The 16,587-nt window shown below is 61.5% G+C and carries 16 protein-coding genes and 3 tRNA genes; 4 read left to right on the forward strand and 15 right to left on the reverse strand.

The genetic code is table 11. From position 1 onward, the window contains the following. The first annotated feature begins 8 nt into the window (after nt 1-8). Nucleotides 9-401, forward strand: coding sequence for a Na+/H+ antiporter subunit G (locus ACWHY3_RS15230; RefSeq protein ID WP_179208835.1), 393 nt, complete (start codon nt 9-11; stop codon nt 399-401). A 53-nt stretch (nt 402-454) separates the two neighbouring features. Here the strand turns inward: ACWHY3_RS15230 and hemH are convergent, their stop codons facing one another. The 11 genes from hemH to rnr all read right to left on the reverse strand — a co-directional run bounded on the left by hemH (nt 455) and on the right by rnr (nt 11,626). Next, a complete protein-coding gene (gene hemH, locus ACWHY3_RS15235) occupies nt 455-1,438 on the reverse strand; it encodes a ferrochelatase (protein ID WP_303853503.1) in 984 nt (327 codons plus the stop codon). Between the two features lie 263 nt (nt 1,439-1,701). Then, nucleotides 1,702-2,004: a DUF6482 family protein gene (locus tag ACWHY3_RS15240; RefSeq protein WP_110649090.1), complete on the reverse strand. Its 303-nt coding sequence runs from the start codon at nt 2,002-2,004 to the stop codon at nt 1,702-1,704. A gap of 169 nt (nt 2,005-2,173) precedes the next feature. Beyond that, the gene (locus ACWHY3_RS15245) at nt 2,174-3,952 is read right to left on the reverse strand and encodes a bifunctional diguanylate cyclase/phosphodiesterase (RefSeq protein WP_239496177.1); all 1,779 of its coding nucleotides are present in this window, start codon (nt 3,950-3,952) and stop codon (nt 2,174-2,176) included. Between the two features lie 89 nt (nt 3,953-4,041). Beyond that, nucleotides 4,042-4,335, reverse strand: a complete 294-nt coding sequence (locus tag ACWHY3_RS15250) for a hypothetical protein (RefSeq protein ID WP_448126907.1) — start codon at nt 4,333-4,335, stop codon at nt 4,042-4,044. Between the two features lie 90 nt (nt 4,336-4,425). Continuing rightward, nucleotides 4,426-5,811: a replicative DNA helicase gene (gene dnaB, locus ACWHY3_RS15255; RefSeq protein ID WP_448126908.1), complete on the reverse strand. Its 1,386-nt coding sequence runs from the start codon at nt 5,809-5,811 to the stop codon at nt 4,426-4,428. 176 nt (nt 5,812-5,987) lie between these two features. Beyond that, on the reverse strand, nt 5,988-6,434 hold the full coding sequence (rplI, locus tag ACWHY3_RS15260) for a 50S ribosomal protein L9 (RefSeq protein ID WP_448126909.1): 447 nt from the start codon (nt 6,432-6,434) through the stop codon (nt 5,988-5,990). 16 nt (nt 6,435-6,450) lie between these two features. Then, entirely contained in the window at nt 6,451-7,302 is an 852-nt protein-coding gene (locus ACWHY3_RS15265; RefSeq protein WP_303853495.1) for a hypothetical protein, read from the reverse strand. A 76-nt stretch (nt 7,303-7,378) separates the two neighbouring features. After that, the gene (gene rpsR / locus ACWHY3_RS15270) at nt 7,379-7,606 is read right to left on the reverse strand and encodes a 30S ribosomal protein S18 (protein WP_035472385.1); all 228 of its coding nucleotides are present in this window, start codon (nt 7,604-7,606) and stop codon (nt 7,379-7,381) included. A 26-nt stretch (nt 7,607-7,632) separates the two neighbouring features. Continuing rightward, nucleotides 7,633-8,052, reverse strand: coding sequence for a 30S ribosomal protein S6 (rpsF, locus tag ACWHY3_RS15275; protein WP_071231347.1), 420 nt, complete (start codon nt 8,050-8,052; stop codon nt 7,633-7,635). Nucleotides 8,053-8,319: 267 nt separating this feature from the next. Further along, nucleotides 8,320-9,135, reverse strand: a complete 816-nt coding sequence (rlmB, locus tag ACWHY3_RS15280) for a 23S rRNA (guanosine(2251)-2'-O)-methyltransferase RlmB (protein WP_087718334.1) — start codon at nt 9,133-9,135, stop codon at nt 8,320-8,322. Nucleotides 9,136-9,187: 52 nt separating this feature from the next. Continuing rightward, the gene (gene rnr / locus ACWHY3_RS15285; protein ID WP_087718261.1) at nt 9,188-11,626 is read right to left on the reverse strand and encodes a ribonuclease R; all 2,439 of its coding nucleotides are present in this window, start codon (nt 11,624-11,626) and stop codon (nt 9,188-9,190) included. A gap of 270 nt (nt 11,627-11,896) precedes the next feature. Between rnr and ACWHY3_RS15290 the strand changes: the two genes are divergently transcribed. The 3 genes from ACWHY3_RS15290 to ACWHY3_RS15300 all read left to right on the forward strand — a co-directional run bounded on the left by ACWHY3_RS15290 (nt 11,897) and on the right by ACWHY3_RS15300 (nt 12,254). Beyond that, nucleotides 11,897-11,983 (forward strand) — tRNA-Leu (locus ACWHY3_RS15290). Between the two features lie 66 nt (nt 11,984-12,049). Next, nucleotides 12,050-12,136, forward strand: a tRNA-Leu gene (locus tag ACWHY3_RS15295). A 31-nt stretch (nt 12,137-12,167) separates the two neighbouring features. Then, nucleotides 12,168-12,254: transfer RNA gene (locus ACWHY3_RS15300), tRNA-Leu, on the forward strand. A 125-nt stretch (nt 12,255-12,379) separates the two neighbouring features. Here the strand turns inward: ACWHY3_RS15300 and ACWHY3_RS15305 are convergent. The 4 genes from ACWHY3_RS15305 to ACWHY3_RS15320 form a co-directional block, all read right to left on the reverse strand. Further along, nucleotides 12,380-13,234, reverse strand: a complete 855-nt coding sequence (locus ACWHY3_RS15305; protein WP_448126910.1) for a DNA/RNA non-specific endonuclease — start codon at nt 13,232-13,234, stop codon at nt 12,380-12,382. A gap of 6 nt (nt 13,235-13,240) precedes the next feature. After that, a complete protein-coding gene (locus ACWHY3_RS15310; RefSeq protein WP_071231344.1) occupies nt 13,241-13,516 on the reverse strand; it encodes an Lrp/AsnC family transcriptional regulator in 276 nt (91 codons plus the stop codon). Nucleotides 13,517-13,623: 107 nt separating this feature from the next. Then, nucleotides 13,624-15,180: a SpoVR family protein gene (locus tag ACWHY3_RS15315; RefSeq protein ID WP_087718335.1), complete on the reverse strand. Its 1,557-nt coding sequence runs from the start codon at nt 15,178-15,180 to the stop codon at nt 13,624-13,626. Nucleotides 15,181-15,227: 47 nt separating this feature from the next. After that, on the reverse strand, nt 15,228-16,511 hold the full coding sequence (locus tag ACWHY3_RS15320) for a YeaH/YhbH family protein (RefSeq protein ID WP_087718263.1): 1,284 nt from the start codon (nt 16,509-16,511) through the stop codon (nt 15,228-15,230). Nucleotides 16,512-16,587: the final 76 nt, after the last annotated feature.

Below are 16,587 nucleotides of genomic sequence, written 5' to 3' on the forward strand. Positions count from 1 at the left end.
GGATAACGATGCTGAATACGGTCATCGAGGGCGTGATCGCCTTCATGCTGGTCGCCGGAGGCGCGTTCGCCTTCATCGGCTCGCTGGGCCTGACGCATTTGAAGGATTTCTACATGCGTCTGCACGGCCCTTCGAAAACGACGACGCTGGGGGTCGGCTGCACCCTGATCGGTTCGCTGATCTATTTCAGCCAGGAAGACGGCCCGATCGTTCAGGAACTGCTGATCACGATCTTCGCGTTCATCACCGCGCCGGTATCGGCACACATGCTGGCCAAGAGCGCCCTGCACCACAAGCTCAAACCGGATCCCCGCACCCGCGGCAATCCGGTCGAGCTGGAGAGCGAGAAGCCCAAGCACACCATCGAGGAAGCCCCCCAAGGCGACTCTCCCCTCCCTTGAAGGGTTAAGCGCTGAAAAGTGCGCGCCGTCTCCGAGATGGCGCGCCGGCGGCTTCACCAGCCGGCGGTGTGCTGTTCGACCAGCTTGGTCAGCAGGGTGACGTGCTCCGGGCGATCGTTGAGGGCGGGAATATAGCGATAGCGCCCGCCTCCGGCTTCCTGGAAGTAGTGACGATTCTCGGCATCGATCTCCTCGAGCGTCTCGAGACAGTCCGCCGCGAAGGCCGGGCTGATGACGTCGACACACTCGATCTTGTCCGCGCCCCATGCCTTCAACGTCTCGTCGGTGTAGGGCTTGAGCCATTCTTCACGGCCGAAGCGCGACTGATAGCTCTGGAACCACTCGCCCTCGCCCAGTCCAAGCTCTTCCGCCAGCAGCCGGCTGGTCTTCTCGCAATGCCTGGCATAGGGATCGCCGTTGTCGACGTAGCGCTTGGGGATGCCGTGATAGGACATCAGCAGCCGGCCGCGGTCGCCGTTGGCCTCCCAGTGCTGGCGAACGCTGGCAGCGAGAGCCGAAATATAGTCGGGGTGATCATGATAATCGCGCACGAAGCGCAGCTCCGGCAGGTGCGGGCAAGGTTCCAGTGCCTTGGCCAGCCGCTGGAATACGGCAGCGGTAGTGGTGCGCGAGAACTGCGGATAGAGCGGTAGCACCACGATGCGATCTACGCCGGATTCCCGCAGCTTTAAGCCGGCCTCCTCCATGCTCGGCTTTCCATAGGTCATCGCCAGCTCGACCGGGATCGACTCTCCCATCTGGCTCGCCAGACGTTCACGCAGCGCTCGCTGCTGGCGGCGGCCGATCGCCAGCAATGGCGAGCCTTCCTCCTGCCATACCGACGCATAGGCCTTGGCGACCTTGGGCGGGCGGATGCGAAGAATGACGCCATGCAGAATCGGCCACCACAGCCAGCGCGGCGCATCGATGACCCGAGGGTCCCCCAGAAACTCGGCCAGGTAACGCCTGACCGCCTTGGGGGTCGGCGCCTCGGGCGTTCCCAGATTGACCAGCAGCACTCCGTAACGGGCCGCCATAACTGCTCCTTTCCCGGTTTTCGACCGCCGCAATTCTAGCATTGCCGACCCGCTCACGGCCCATCGGCTTATCTCATCATGCCCATGCGCACGGGTTATGACGGTTCATACCGTTCGCGCGAAGGCCGCCGGTAATGGCGACAATATCGAGTGGTGGGAACGCAGGAGTTTCCCTCCGTGATCGGCCAAGTCAGCGTTCGACTTGGCGGAGGGATGTCGGTTGGGTTGGGGGCAGGATAATGATGGGGGTAATGGACGCCGAATCAGAAGACCAGCGGCATCCGCGACAGCATCGGATCGTGGTAATGCGGCTCGTGGCCCACGATCTCGTCGTTGGCGGCCTGCTGCACCAGATAGGCACGATGAACGCCGGCCTGCTTCAACTCGCCGTAGACGTCGTCGAGCGAACGAAACAGCATCGGCTTGCCGCGCCGCGTCAGCACCTGGGTGGGGCCGTCTTCCGGTTCCAGCACGAGCTGGTAATAACGACTTCCGGCATGCGCAATGACGCGAATTTCGAAGTTGTCGTGATGTTGGGTATAACTTTTGAGCTCCTTGAGTTCCATGGTTCCCTCCTGTGGGTGTGAATGGAATCGTTATTCATGGAGATCGGCCTTCCCTGCCGCTCTCTCTGCGGGCGATGTCGTCGGCAATCCGGGCATTCGCGCCCATGGCCAGACGCCATCCAGACCATTAGGTCCGATGATTGTTAAGACTATGTTGCACCATAAGAGTTCATTGTTCCCTGTCTTGCGGGCCGGCTTTCAGCGTCACTACCACTCGTCCGCTCTCGGCACGCTTGGCGGTCGGCTTGAAACGGCTCCAGAAGTCGCCGCAACTGTGCTCCCGGGCCTCGGGCAGAATCCTCAGCGCGGTGATCGAGACCCGGGTCAGCGGAAAGAACCGCAGTTGACCGAAGCGATCCTTGGCGTGGAAGCCACCGGACCGACGTTCCGACTCCGGCAGCAGCGCCAGGCTCTCGTCGGCGAAACGGCGCTGTAGCGAGCCTAGCCGGGCGTGCAGGTCGTGGTCGCTGTCGAGTAGCAGGACGAAGTCGTCGCCGCCCAGATGACCGAGGAAGTCGTCACGTTCCAGCGCTTCACTCAGCACTCGGGCCAGTGTCAGGATCATCTGATCACCCAGGGCATAGCCGAAGCGATCGTTGAATGGCTTGAAGTGATCGAGATCCAGGTAGCAGGCGACGAAGGACCGCGACCGGCGCTGGTAATGCTCCAGCGCGGTTCGAATCGGGCGATTGCCCGGCAGTTGGGTCAGTGGATTGGCCTGACGGGCGATCTGAACCTGCTGCTCGGTGACCAGTTGCAGCAGGTTGATGACATGGCCGATACCCAGATAGCGTCCACCGTCGGTGATGACGAAATCTTCGTCCCGCGTTGCCTCGTCGCGGCCGGTCACCTTGCGCGAAACCCGTTCCAGGGGCTCGTTTGCCTCGACGCACAGCACCCTGGTCTGCATGACCTTGCCGATCGGCTGGCGACCGTAGAGGTCGAAACCGAATCGCTTGCCCAACAGCGCCATCAACTGCTGGCGACCGAGCAGGCCGACCGGCAGCTGGCGTTCGTCCACCACGGCCAGGGCATTCACTTCCGGCATACGACTGAAGCGCTCGGCGGCAGTGGCCACGCTCAGCGTGGTTTCCAGCGCCGGCAGCGTGACGCAAAGCCGCCGGATCTCGGTTGCGGCGACACTGGGGCGACGCGACGCCGCCAGAGCGACAAGACAGGAATCCAGCTTCTCCCGTGCCAGATGGGGCGCTGGATTGGGGCGCGCGAACAGCCACCCCTGGCAGTAGTCGGCGCCGAGTTCCAACAGCGCATCCAGTTCCCCTTCCTGTTCGACGCCCTCGGCGATCACGCGGCTGCCCAGACTGTGGGCGATATCGATGATCGAGCGCACGAAGCGACGCTTGACCCGATCGTGATCGAGGCCGCTGACGAAGTGCCGATCGAGCTTGACGTAGTCGGGATCGAGCTGGGACCAGAGGCGCAGCCCGGCGTAGCCGTCGCCCAGGTCATCGAGGGCGATCGAGAAGCCCATCGACTGATAGTGTTCGGCGGCCTCGGCCATGAGGCCCGGGTCGATACCCGGCGACTGTTCGGTGATCTCGATGACGATGTGCGGGGGCGTCAGACCGTGATCCGCCAGCAGCTGAATCGTGATGCCACTGATATGCGACGGATCGATCAGCACTTCGGGGCTCACGTTGAGAAACAACAACTCGCTCAAGCCGGTATCGACCCAGCTCTCGATCGCCCGTTCGCGACAGACCCGTTCCAGCGACGCCAGCAGGCCATGCTCGCGTGCGGCTTGGAACATCGGTAACGGATTGGCATAGGCGGAGCCTTGCGGCCCGCGGGAAAGCGCTTCGTAGGCGAGCACGCGGCCGGTAGGCACGGACACGATGGGCTGGAAATGCACACGCAGAGCGCGACGTGCTATCACGTCTGCCAGGGTCGCGGGCTCAGCGGCGGTATCGGGGTTCATGAGTGCCATTAACAGGCAACATCATGACAACCAAATTACACAAAAACTTACAATAATGAAAAAATGGTAAACCCCACCGTTCCGAGCCCGCAGGAGGCTCACTGGTAACCCGATGGATCGATCGCCTTGCCCAGCGAGTTGCGGTCGATCCACTTGCCGGCCTTGGCTTCCTTGTAGCGAAATACGACCCGGTCACCGACGGCTACCGGCAATTCGGCATCTTCCGTCTGGTAACTGTAGAGCTCGCCGTCGACGGTCAGCCAGTGACGATAGAGATCCGGCATGCCCAGCCACTCCTTGAACGGCCCTTCCCGTTCGAGCTTTTCCAGTTGGCCGCGCACTTCGACCTTGGGCACACGCTGACGACGACCTCGCTGAAAACCGCCTGCCATGGTTTGACTCCTTGATGTCTTTTCTACGTCGGCATTGCCGACATGCTTCGGGTTGTATCGGACTGGATGTATCGACTTCCGCGTATCGACTTATTCGTAGTGCTGACCGTAACTATCCGGCGCCAGATCCTCGAAACGCGTGTACTTGCCGATGAATGCCATATGGACGGTACCGATCGGGCCGTTACGCTGCTTGCCGATGATCAGCTCCGCCAGCCCCTTGTTGTCCGGATTGTCGGTATTGTAGACCTCGTCACGATAGACGAAGGCGATGACATCGGCGTCCTGCTCGATGGCGCCCGATTCACGCAAATCCGACATCACGGGCCGCTTGTTGGGGCGCTGCTCCAGCGATCGGTTGAGCTGGGACAGCGACACCACCGGACAGTTGAACTCCTTCGCGATGCCCTTCAGCGATCGCGAAATCTCCGAGATCTCCGCGGTACGATTCTCGGAAAGCCCCGGCACCTGCATCAACTGCAGGTAATCGATCATCACCAGGCCGATATTGCCGTGCTCGCGAGCGATTCGGCGCACGCGGGAACGCAATTCGTTGGGGGACAGCGCCGGCGTGTCGTCGATGAACAGCTGACGATCCTTGAGCAGATTGACCGCCGAGGTGAGTCGCGGCCAGTCCTCGTCCTCGAGCTGGCCGGTACGGACGCGCGTCTGATCGATCCTGCCCAGGGAAGAGAGCATGCGCAGCATCAACGACTCGGCGGGCATCTCCATCGAGAAGACGATTACCGGCTTGTCATTGGAGACGACGGCATGTTCGACCAGATTCATGGCGAACGTCGTCTTGCCCATCGACGGGCGCCCGGCAATGATGACCAGATCCGACGGCTGCAGCCCCGATGTCATGTCGTCCAGATCGCGGAACCCGGTGGAGATACCGGTCATCTGGCCCTTCATGTTGAACAGTTCGTCGATCCTGTCGACGGCCTTGGTCAGCAGTTGGCTCATGCCGATGGGGCCACCGAACTTGGGCCGCGACTCGCTGATCTGGAATACCAGCCGTTCGGCTTCGTTGACCAACTCGTCCGGCAGCCGCCCTTCCGGCGAATAGGCACTGTCGGCAATCTGCCGCGAGGCCTGGATCAGCTTGCGCAACGTCGCCCGCTCGCGAACGATGTCGGCATAGGCACGAATATTGCTGGCAGAGGGCGTATTGCGCGCCAGTTCCGCCAGATAGGCGAGCCCGCCCACGCTTTCGAGCTGATCCCGGCGTTCGAGCGCTTCCGACAGGGTCACGACATCGAGCGGATGCGCTCCCTCTGCCAGTTCTGCCATCGCATTGAACGTCAGCCGGTGCTCGTGGCGATAGAAGTCGTCTGCCACCAGACGTTCCGACACCGTATCCCAGCTGCTGTTGTCGAGCATCAACCCGCCCAGTACCGACTGCTCCGCCTCGAGCGAGTGCGGCGGTACCTTCAACTGCGCGGTTTCCTGATCGTTGTCGACGCGTTGGTTCATGCTTGGCGTTCACCTATGTCATCTTGCGCTGAATGATCGCGCGCTGGACAAGCGGGAGTGGTCTGGCGCCCATTCTACCCAGTCGTTCGCCGCCTGCCGATCACGAAAAAGGCACGTAGGGCGGTAAGCCCTACGTGCCTTGAGCCAGACGTCACATCGGCGATAGAAGTCGAGCTTTACTCGGCCACGACCACGACGCGAACGCTGGAAGTGACTTCGGCGTGCAGCTGCAGCGCGATGTCGTATTCGCCGGTCTGGCGAATCGGACCTTCCGGCATGCGCACTTCGCTCTTGGCGACTTCGATACCGGCCTGTGCCATGGCTTCGGCCAGGTCACGCGGGCCGATGGAGCCGAACAGCTTGCCTTCTTCACCCGCCTTGGCGACCAGGGACAGCTCGATCTCGGCGAGCTGAGTGGCGCGTGTTTCGGCCTGGGCCTTGCGCTCGGCAGCCTGGGCTTCGAGCTCGGCACGCTGTGCTTCGAACGCTTCGACGTTGTCTTTGGTTGCCGGTACGGCCAGGCCGTAAGGAACCAGGTAATTACGGCCGTAACCGGGCTTGACGGTGACCTTGTCACCCAGATAGCCCAGCTTGCCGATGTTATCGAGCAGAATGACTTCCATTCTCGTGAACCTCTCGTCAATCACTGCGTGTCAGGCGGCCGCGAAAATCCGCGAAGGTATCTACCAACGCCAACAGCAGTACAATCAAAATCGTGGGCCAGGTGGTCAACAGCAAGGCATAGAAGCCTACCAGCCAGAACCCGCTCATTCCCTTCAAACCGATAAACCCATGTACCAGCGCCACACCGGCGACCAGTAACGGCACCCAGGCCAGCAGGCTGGCAGCGGGGACGGCCAGCACTACCCCCAGCCCCATCAGCGCGACCAGTAGCAGAAGCTGCTTTCGCGAAAGCCTCAGTGCGTGAAACTCCTCGCGAAACCCGCCGGGATTGTAGAGCCCGGCCTGCCAGCTACGAGCCAATGCCAGGCAGGCAATTCCGGCGAGCAATACCACCAAGCCGGTCGCTCCGCCGATCACCAGCGCTGCCATCATTTCGGTATCGACGCCCTGCGCCGATAACTGATCCAGCATGCGTCCGACCTCTGACGAGCTTTGGCGCAGCTCCGCCAGCAGCGATTCGGTACCACCCGCGGGGAGGAAGATCCCCAACTGGACCATCGCCATACAGACCACGCTGCCGACGATCAGGGCTTCCGTCCAGCGCATGCGCGATCGCAGTACCGTCGCCATCAGCGTCACCAGCAGAATGCTGGCCAGCGGAACCGCGTCGCCCTGCACCCACCACCAGCCGGCGGGCAGCGCCGCTGCGATCAGTACCGGTGCTGCGGTCGTCATGCCTCGGCGCAAAGTGACGAGTCCCACCACGGCAGCGCTGAACCAGAATAACCAAGGCACCAGCGCTGTCAGTGCGGCTGCCGCAACGGCCTGCGGCGTACCGCGCATGATCCAACGGGCCAGTACCAGCATGATGCCTCGCTGTGGTTTACCGAAACCTGGGTTTACCGAAACTCAGGTTTACCGATCAAGGATACCGAATCAGGGTTTACTGGTGGCTGTCGGAGTACGGCAGCAGCGCCAGGTAACGCGCCCGCTTGATAGCGGTGGACAGCTGACGCTGGTAGCGTGCCTGGGTACCCGTAATGCGGCTCGGAACGATCTTGCCGGTTTCGGTGACGTAGGCCTTCAGCGTATCGATGTCTTTGTAGTCGATGTACTTCACGCCTTCGGCGGTGAAGCGGCAGAACTTACGGCGACGGAAAAAACGTGCCATGAGAGTCTCTCCTTAGCGAAATCGGATCAGTTGGTTTCTGCGGCAGTTTCGGAACGCTCGGGGCGCTCAGAACGCTCACGATCGCCACGCTCGGAGGACTTGTCGTCACGGCGACGGCTCTTTTCTTCAGCCGGCTTCATCATCGGCGAGGCTTCGGTCACGGCCTCTTTGCTGCGCACGATCATGCTGCGGATGATGGCATCGTTGAAGCGGAAGATGTTCTCGATCTCGTCGAGGGTCTCGCCGCTGCATTCGATGTTCATCAGCACGTAATGTGCCTTGTGGATCTTGTTAATCGGGTAAGCCAGGTGACGGCGACCCCAGTCTTCGAGACGATGCACGGTACCGCCGTTTTCGGTGACGAGGCTGGTGTAGCGCTCGACCATGGCCGGAACCTGCTCGCTCTGGTCCGGATGGACCATGAACACGATTTCATAATGACGCATGTTAGCTCCTTTCGGTTTGGCAGCTTCCGCGCGGTGCCGATCATCAAGAGATGGCTACCACGAGAAGCAAGGAGTCGATACCGGATTGCGGTACTCGACCGCATCTACATCCGAATATTCAGACCAATTGGCGCTCTATCCCGGCGCTTCCGAGCCATCAGGCAAGCCTGGCGAATCGGATATACCCCGGAACGGAGCCGCATTCCATGAGCATAGCCTGCCCATAGAACCGCGCAATTGTAGAGACAGGGGCCACCGGGTGCAAGCTCAACCGGCGGCAACGAGCCCGCGCTGGCGGACGGCTTCGAACAGGCAAATCCCGGTGGCAACCGAAACGTTGAGGCTGGAAACCCCGCCCTGCATCGGCAGCTTGACCAGCCCATCGCAGGCTTCGCGAGTCAAGCGGCGCAGGCCCTTGCCTTCCGCGCCCATTACCAGCGCGCAGGGCACGGTGAAATCGGCATCATAGACGAGCGCATCGGCCTCGCCGGCGGTGCCGGTGATCCAGACGCCCTGCTGCTTGAGCTTCTCCATGCAGCGCGCCAGGTTGGTGACCTGAAACACCGGAACGAGTTCGGCCGCGCCACAGGCCACCTTGCGTACGGTGGCGTTCAGCGGTGCGGACTTGTCCTTGGGCACGATCACGCCATTGACACCGGCAGCATCGGCACTACGCAGGCAAGCGCCCAGGTTGTGCGGGTCCGTGACGCCATCGAGGATCAGTAGCAGCAGGGGCTTGTCCGCCAGCCACTGCTCGAGGCGCCACCACAAGGTAGTTTCGCTTTCCGCGACCAGCGGTTCGCAGAATCCGATCACGCCCTGGTGGGAGGCCTGGTTGGAAATCCCGTCCAGTGTTTCTCGCCCCACTCGTTTCAAATCACAGCCCGCCGCATGAGCCAGCTGCAGCAGGGCTTCCAGACGGTGCTCGGCGTGCCCTTGCTGAATCCACAGCACCCTGGGCGGCTGCCCCCGCTCGAACAACGCCCGAACGGCATGCACTCCGTAGACCGGCTCCAGCCCGTCTGGCGTGCGGGGACAATCCCCCGTTCTGGCCGATTGGCGCCGGTTCGCTGAACGGCTCATGGCATCACCCACCTTGACCCGCCTGGCACCACGCCTACAACGATCAACGCGTTCATCGCTTGCCTCGACGCTGGCGCGGACCGCGAGACCGGCGCTTGGGCGCACCGCCCTCTTCGTTGCCGGTAGAGGCGCCCTGACGCTCGCGCTTGCCGGGGCGATTCTTGCCTGATGACTTCTTGGCCGGCGCAGCGCTGTCATTGGCTTCTGCACCGGGCTTATGACTACGTGGCGTACGGTGATGACGCGGCGTCGCATCGGCCAGATCGAAATCGATCTTGCGGTCGTCGAGATCCACACGCGCCACGCGAACGGTCACTCCATCGCCCAGACGATAGGCAACGCCACTGCGCTCGCCCTTGAGGCGGTGTTTCTCGGCTTCGTAGTGGTAGTAGTCGGATGGCAGGGAAGTGACATGCACCAGCCCTTCCACGTAGACGTCGTCGAGACGCACGAAGATCCCGAACTGCGTCACCGAGGCGATCGTGCCTTCGTAGACCTCGCCAACCTTGTCCGAGAGGAACTCGCACTTCAGCCAGTCGGTCACGTCGCGGGTCGCCTCGTCGGCACGGCGCTCGGTCATCGAGCAGTGCTCGCCCAGCTCGATCATCTGCTCGAAGGTGTACGGGCACCAGGTGGAGGGTTTTTCCACCGGCGCCCCCTCGGCACGCAGCACGGTCTGCGTCTGGCGCGGCCCTCGAATGACGGAGCGGATCGCACGATGGACCAGCAGATCCGGATAGCGGCGGATCGGCGAGGTGAAATGTGCGTACGCCTGATAGGCGAGACCGAAGTGCCCATCGTTCTGCGGCGAATAGACGGCCTGGCTCATCGAGCGCAGCATTACGGTCTGGATGATATCGAAGTCCGGGCGACCCTGAATCGCCTCTCGCAGCGCCTGATAATCCTTGGGTGTCGGCTCATCGCCACCACCCAAGGTCAGGCCCAGCTCGCCCAGGAACACGCGCAGGTTCTCCAGCCGCTCCGAGGCTGGCGACTGGTGAACACGATAGAGCGCGGGCAGGTCATGCTTGTCGAGGAAGCGCGCCGTGGCCACGTTGGCGGCCAGCATGCACTCCTCGATCAGCTTGTGGGCGTCGTTGCGGCTGCGCGGGACGATCTTTTCGATCTTGCGCTCGTCGTTGAAGACGATCTGCGTTTCGGTGGTATCGAAGTCGATGGCGCCACGCACTTCCCGCGCCTTGCGCAGCACCTGGTAGAGCGCGTGCAAATTCTCGAGCGAAGGCACCAGCTCGCGATACTGCTCGCGTAGCGCCGTTCCCTCTTCGCCATCCGGCTCCTCCAGCATGGTGCCGACCTGGTTGTAGGTCAGTCGCGCATGAGACTGGATCACCGCCTCGTAGAACTTGTAGCGGCTGATCGTTCCGTTCTGCGAGATGTTCATTTCGCAGACCATGGTCAGGCGATCGACGTGCGGATTGAGCGAACAGAGCCCATTGGAGAGCAGCTCCGGCAGCATCGGCACGACCTGACCAGGGAAGTAGACCGAGTTGCCGCGAATATGGGCCTCGTTATCCAGCGCACTGCCGCCACGGACGTAATGGGAAACATCGGCAATCGCCACGACCAGTTTCCAGCTCCCGGATTTCGTCTTCCAGGCACAGACGGCGTCGTCGAAATCCTTGGCGTCTTCGCCGTCGATGGTCACCAACGGCATCTCGCGCAGATCGATGCGCGCCACCTTGTCCTCTTCCTTCACTTCGGCCGACATGCCAGCGATCTGATGCTCCACTTCCGGCGGAAACTCTGCCGGGATATCGTGGGAACGAATCGCGATATCGATCTCGAGACCGGGGTCCATCCTCTCCCCCAGGATCTCCACCACCTCGCCGACCGGCTGCTTGCGGGTTTCCGGCTGCTGGGTGATACGCACCGACACGATCTGGCCGTCTCTTGCGCCACCGCTGACGCTGTGCGGGATGATCACTTCCTGGCTGATGCGGGAGTTCTCCGGTATCAACACGGCGAATTCCGAGGTGTTCTGACGGAACACGCCGACCAGCGTCTGGGTATTGCGCGCCAGCACTTCGGCTATGGTGCCTTCGGCGCGACCACGACGATCCCGACCGCTGATGCGCGCCAGCACCACATCGCCATCGAAGACGCGGCGCATCTGACGCGGCGGCAACACCAGGTCAGGCTTGACGCCATCGTGGCGAATCAGAAAGCCCATCCCATCCCGGTGGCCCTGCACCCGGCCCTTGATCAGGTCGAGCTTGTCGATCAGGGCATAGGCGCCCTTGCGGTCCCTGAGGATCTGACCGTCGCGTTCCATGGCGGCCAGGCGCCGACGCACGGCTTCCAGCTGGTTCTCGTCCTCGAGCCCCAGCATGGCGCTCATGTTTTCGTGCGTAATCGGCTTGCCGTACTCCTCCAGACGCGACAGCAGATATTCGCGACTGGGCACGGGGTTATCGTATTTCTGGGTTTCGCGAGCCGCGTGCGGATCGTCGTTCAACGTCCAATGAGTCATGCAACCATCATCCTTGCGTTGAGCCAGCGGGGCCTGATTTGTAGAGAATAGTCACGCGGCGGGCGGCCTGGGCCGTTCGATTTTTTGGGATTCATGCCCCAAGTATAGCGGCCACGCCTGTTCGACCCAACCATGCACTGTCCAATGTGACCAATTGCCCGTGCCGCGGCGCGCATCGCCGCACCGCAAGACCATGACCGAGCGGGATATATCAACGCGCATGAGATGCTTGCATTCGGACACAGAGTCGGTATTATGCATCGCGCCTTGGCCCAGATGGCGGAATTGGTAGACGCGCTAGCTTCAGGTGCTAGTGTCCTTACGGACGTGGAGGTTCAAGTCCTCTTCTGGGCACCATCGCTTACGGCGATGGCGCTTTCGGGAATGAGAATTCACGAAAGCCATGCATTCAAGGCCGGATAAGCCCGGATGGCGGAATTGGTAGACGCGCTAGCTTCAGGTGCTAGTGTCCTTACGGACGTGGAGGTTCAAGTCCTCTTCCGGGCACCATCCAGACTGCAGTATCAGATTTGCATGACATGCCCAGGTGGCGGAATTGGTAGACGCGCTAGCTTCAGGTGCTAGTGTCCTTACGGACGTGGAGGTTCAAGTCCTCTCCTGGGCACCATGTGTCATGTCATTGTTTCCTCGCAGTCCTCTTCTCTCTGCTATTCCTGCATCTCCCGTTTTCGAAGCATTGCCTGCTTCCATCGCACGCTCAATACCAAGATTCAGGGCCGACGTCCACGGACGTTACTGATAACGCCCCGGACGTGTCGAAACGGCTTCCAGCCCCCAACCGGCAGTTTCCACGTACCCTTCCATCCGACGCTCGATGGAATCGGGCAGTTGCGGAAAGAAATCGAGCCCGGTATGCGCCTCGATCTCATCGACAGTGACCAGAAAGCGAGCCAGCGGCTCGTTGCCGCTGACGTCCTGGGGCATGAGAAATGCCAGCGCCCGCGGCGTCTGACCGGGAACGACCAGTATCTTGTAGAAGCCCACGGGGACCTGGGTAAAGCCCACCCGATGCAGTAGCTGATCGTCGAAGACCGGTCCGGTGACGACCCACACGCGGCCGAAGCGCGGCACGAAGTCATCGATGACGGCCTCCTCCAGACGCTGCCACAACTGCCGATTGAGCTTGGGCCGTTGCGGCGTGATGTTAGTCATCAGGAAACTGGCCAGCTGCGCATCGCGGCCGTGAACGACCGACATCGCGTAATTCGGCGCCAGATGCCCCCGGTCGTAGCCGCTATGGGTGTAGTCGTCGCTGCCGATCGGCCACAGACTACGCCAGTCGGGCTCGAAGCGATCGGGCCGCGGCTGACTGCGGGGATTATCGACCCGGTTCAGCACGTAGCCCACCCACAATGCTTCGCCCCGCACGTCCGACCACCCGACCAGGAAGCCGTCGTTGCGCAGCACTCGGTTCCAGCCCCGCCAGTCGTTCCACTGCCACTCCGGCACGCCCATCCAACTGAGCCGATCACGGACATCACCTTCCTGCCAGTACCACAGCCCGCTGATGACGACGACAAAAACGAGCCCGATTCGGGACGAGCGAGCCAACTGCCCCAGCAGCCCTCGCCTACGACGACGCGCCACCAGAACTTAGAGACCGACGGAGAACATGGCGTCGAGATCGTGGCGCGAATGCACCTGCATGGCATTGAGTGTCTCGGTATCGCGAATCCCCTCGACGCTCATCAGGCGCTCGGTCACCAGCGTGGCCAGAGACTCGAAATCCCGCGTGCGGGCGATGGCGATCAGGTCATAGCGACCGCAGGTCGAATAGACTTCGCTGATTCCTTCCAGGTCGGCCAGCTGTTCGGCGACACCGCGAATCCGGCCCTTTTCGACATTGATCAGAATGACGGCGTTCTGCATTTCCCTCTCCCACCGAATCAGGCCCGCAACCGGCAGACCCATAACCAGAATGATAGCGATCGGGCGAGTATATCAGCTCTGCGACGGGACATGCCGCACGGGCGTATTCACGCCGATTCTCGCGTCGGCTCGGGAATCGGCCATTGGTAGCGACGCACGATATCGTCCCCTTCCGTCGATTCGAGCTTGATGGGAAATCCCCACAACTGGTGCAGATAGCGCATGACCGGAAACAGGCTCTGCCCCAGCGGACGGCGTCGATCCTGCACATGGCGCAGCGTCAGCGAACGATCACCACGAATGTCGGCTTCCCAGACCTGGATGTTGGGCTCCCGAGCGGATAACGCGTACTGCACGCTCAACGCCTCGCGAATTCGGCGATAGCCGCGGTCGTCGTGAATCGCCTCGATCTGGAGGCTGTCGTCGCGATCATCATCGACCAGACTGAAGAGCTTGAGATCGCGAATCACCTTGGGCGACAGGAACTGCTGAATGAATGATTCGTCCTTGAAGTTCTGCATCGCGAAATGCAGCGTCTCCAGCCAGTCGCTGCCGGCGATATCCGGGAACCACTCGCGGTCCTCGTCGGTCGGTGCCTGGCAGATGCGCTGGATATCGCTGAACATCGCGAATCCCAGCGCATACGGATTGATGCCGTTGAAATAAGGGCTGTCGAAACCCGGCTGAGTGACGACCGAGGTATGCGACTGCAGGAACTCGAGCATGATGCCCTCGTCGATCAACCCGTCGTCATACAGGCGGTTCATCAGGGTGTAGTGCCAGAACGTCGCCCAGCCTTCGTTCATCACCTGGGTCTGACGCTGCGGATAGAAATACTGGGCAAGCTTACGCACGATACGCACGACCTCGCGCTGCCAGGGCTCCAGCAGCGGCGCATTCTTCTCAAGGAAATAGAGCAGGTTCTCCTGCGGCTCGCTGGGATAGCGACCATGACGATGCAACCCCAGCGGATCGTTTTCGTGATCGTGCAGTGGCTCCTGGGCCAGCTCGCTCACTACCGGCGGAATCGTGCTCCAGATCCGGTTGACCTGCGTCTGTAGATACGCCTCCCGCTCCTCCTGTCGGCGCGCTTCTTCATCGGCCGAAATCGGTGAGGGCCGCTTGTAGCGATCGACCCCATAATTCTGCAGGGCGTGACAGGCATCGAGTAACTGCTCGACGGCCTCGACCCCGTGACGCTCTTCGCACTTGGCGACATAGCTGCGTGCAAAGACCAGGTAATCGACGATCGCCGAAGCATCGGTCCAGGTTCGAAACAGGTAATTGCCCTTGAAGAACGAGTTGTGCCCGTAGCAGGCATGCGCGATGACCAACACCTGCATCATCAGCGAATTCTCTTCCATCAGATAAGCGATGCAGGGGTCGGAATTGATCACCAGCTCATAGGCCAGCCCCATCTGGCCGCGACGGTAGGCCTGCTCCACTGACAGGAACTGTTTGCCGAACGACCAGTGGTGATAGCCGATCGGCATGCCCACACTGGCGTAGGCATCCATCATCTGCTCGGAGGTGATGATCTCTATCTGGTTGGGATAGGTATCCAACCGATATTCCTTGGCCAGTTCGGCGATGGCACGTTCATAGGCTTCGAGCGCCTCGAAGTTCCAATCCGAACCGGTGGCTATGGGCTTGCGTCGCGTCATCATGGTTTCCTCGCTGCGTCCGTCCCATCCTGCCCGAGATATCGATGTCAGCCCTGCGCACGCTGACGAAAGAGCTTGCGGAAGACCGGATAGATATCTTCCGCCTGAACGATCTGCTGCATGGCGAAACGCTCGGGATAGGCCGCCCGCACCGTGTCGTAGGCCTCCCACAGCGCCTGATGGGCGTGAGGCGTGATCTCCACGTAGGTGAAGTACTGCAACTTGCGCATCAACGACTCGTTGAGCAGCTCGAGGCAGTTCGACGAGTCGTCATCCCAGTTGTCGCCGTCACTGGCCTGGGCCACGTAGAGGTTCCACTGCTCGGGCGCGTAGCGTGCCTCGATGATGCTGTTGACCAGCGTCAGGGCACTGGAGACGATCGTGCCGCCGGTCTCCCGCGAATAGAAGAACTCCTCTTCGTCGACCTCCTTGGCCACGGTATGGTGACGCACGAACACCAGCTCGACCTTCTCGTAATTGCGTTCGAGAAACAGATAGAGCAACAGGAAGAAGCGCTTGCCGATATCCTTGTGCGCCTGGGTCATCGAGCCGGAGACGTCCATGATGCAGAACATCACGGCCTGGTTCGACGGCATGGGCTGATGGGTGAGGTGGTTGTAGCGCAGGTCGTAGGTATCCAGAAACGGAATCGACGCGATCCGCTTCTCCAGCCTGGCGATCTCGGACTTCAACTCATCGATACGCGCCGGATTGCGCAATACCGGATCCTTGCGCTCCTCAGCATCGAGCGCCTCCTGGGCCTCGCGCAGTGCCCGTTTCAATGGCGCCCGCATGCCGATACGCCGGGCCTGGGCCTCGCGCATCGAACGCACGATATTGATGCGCGCCGGCACGCCTTCCTTGGAGATGCCAGCCCTTACCGGCCGGGTCTCCTCCAGAACCTGCAGCTGCTTGCGCTCCAGATGCGGCAGCTCCAGGCCATCGAAGACGAAATCGAGAAACTCTTCTCGTGACAGCGAGAACACGAACTCGTCCATGCCCTCGCCCTGGTTTCCTGCCTGACCTTCGCCACTGCCGCCACCACCGCCTCCGCCCCCAGGGCGGCGCAACCGATCCCCCTCGGCAAACTCCTTGTTCCCTGGACTCACTACCGTACGTCGACCACCCGGCCCGTGTTGAAACGAGGGTTCGGAGATGTCCTTGGTGGGAATCGAGACCTTTTCGCCGCGCTCCATATCGGTGATTGAGCGCCGATTCACCGACTCTTCCACGGCGCGCTTGATGTGGGAACGATAGCGCTGCAAGAACCGTTGACGATTGACCGCGCTCTTGTGGCGTGCGTTGGGGCGTCGATCGATGAAGTAACTCATGGCACCTCCCGCAGACTGGCTGCGACAGTGGCCATCGGGAATGGCCTCTGCCTCTGGGAGCGCGGCCCGACTCGCA

It is taken from the genome of Salinicola sp. NYA28a (assembly GCF_976982775.1).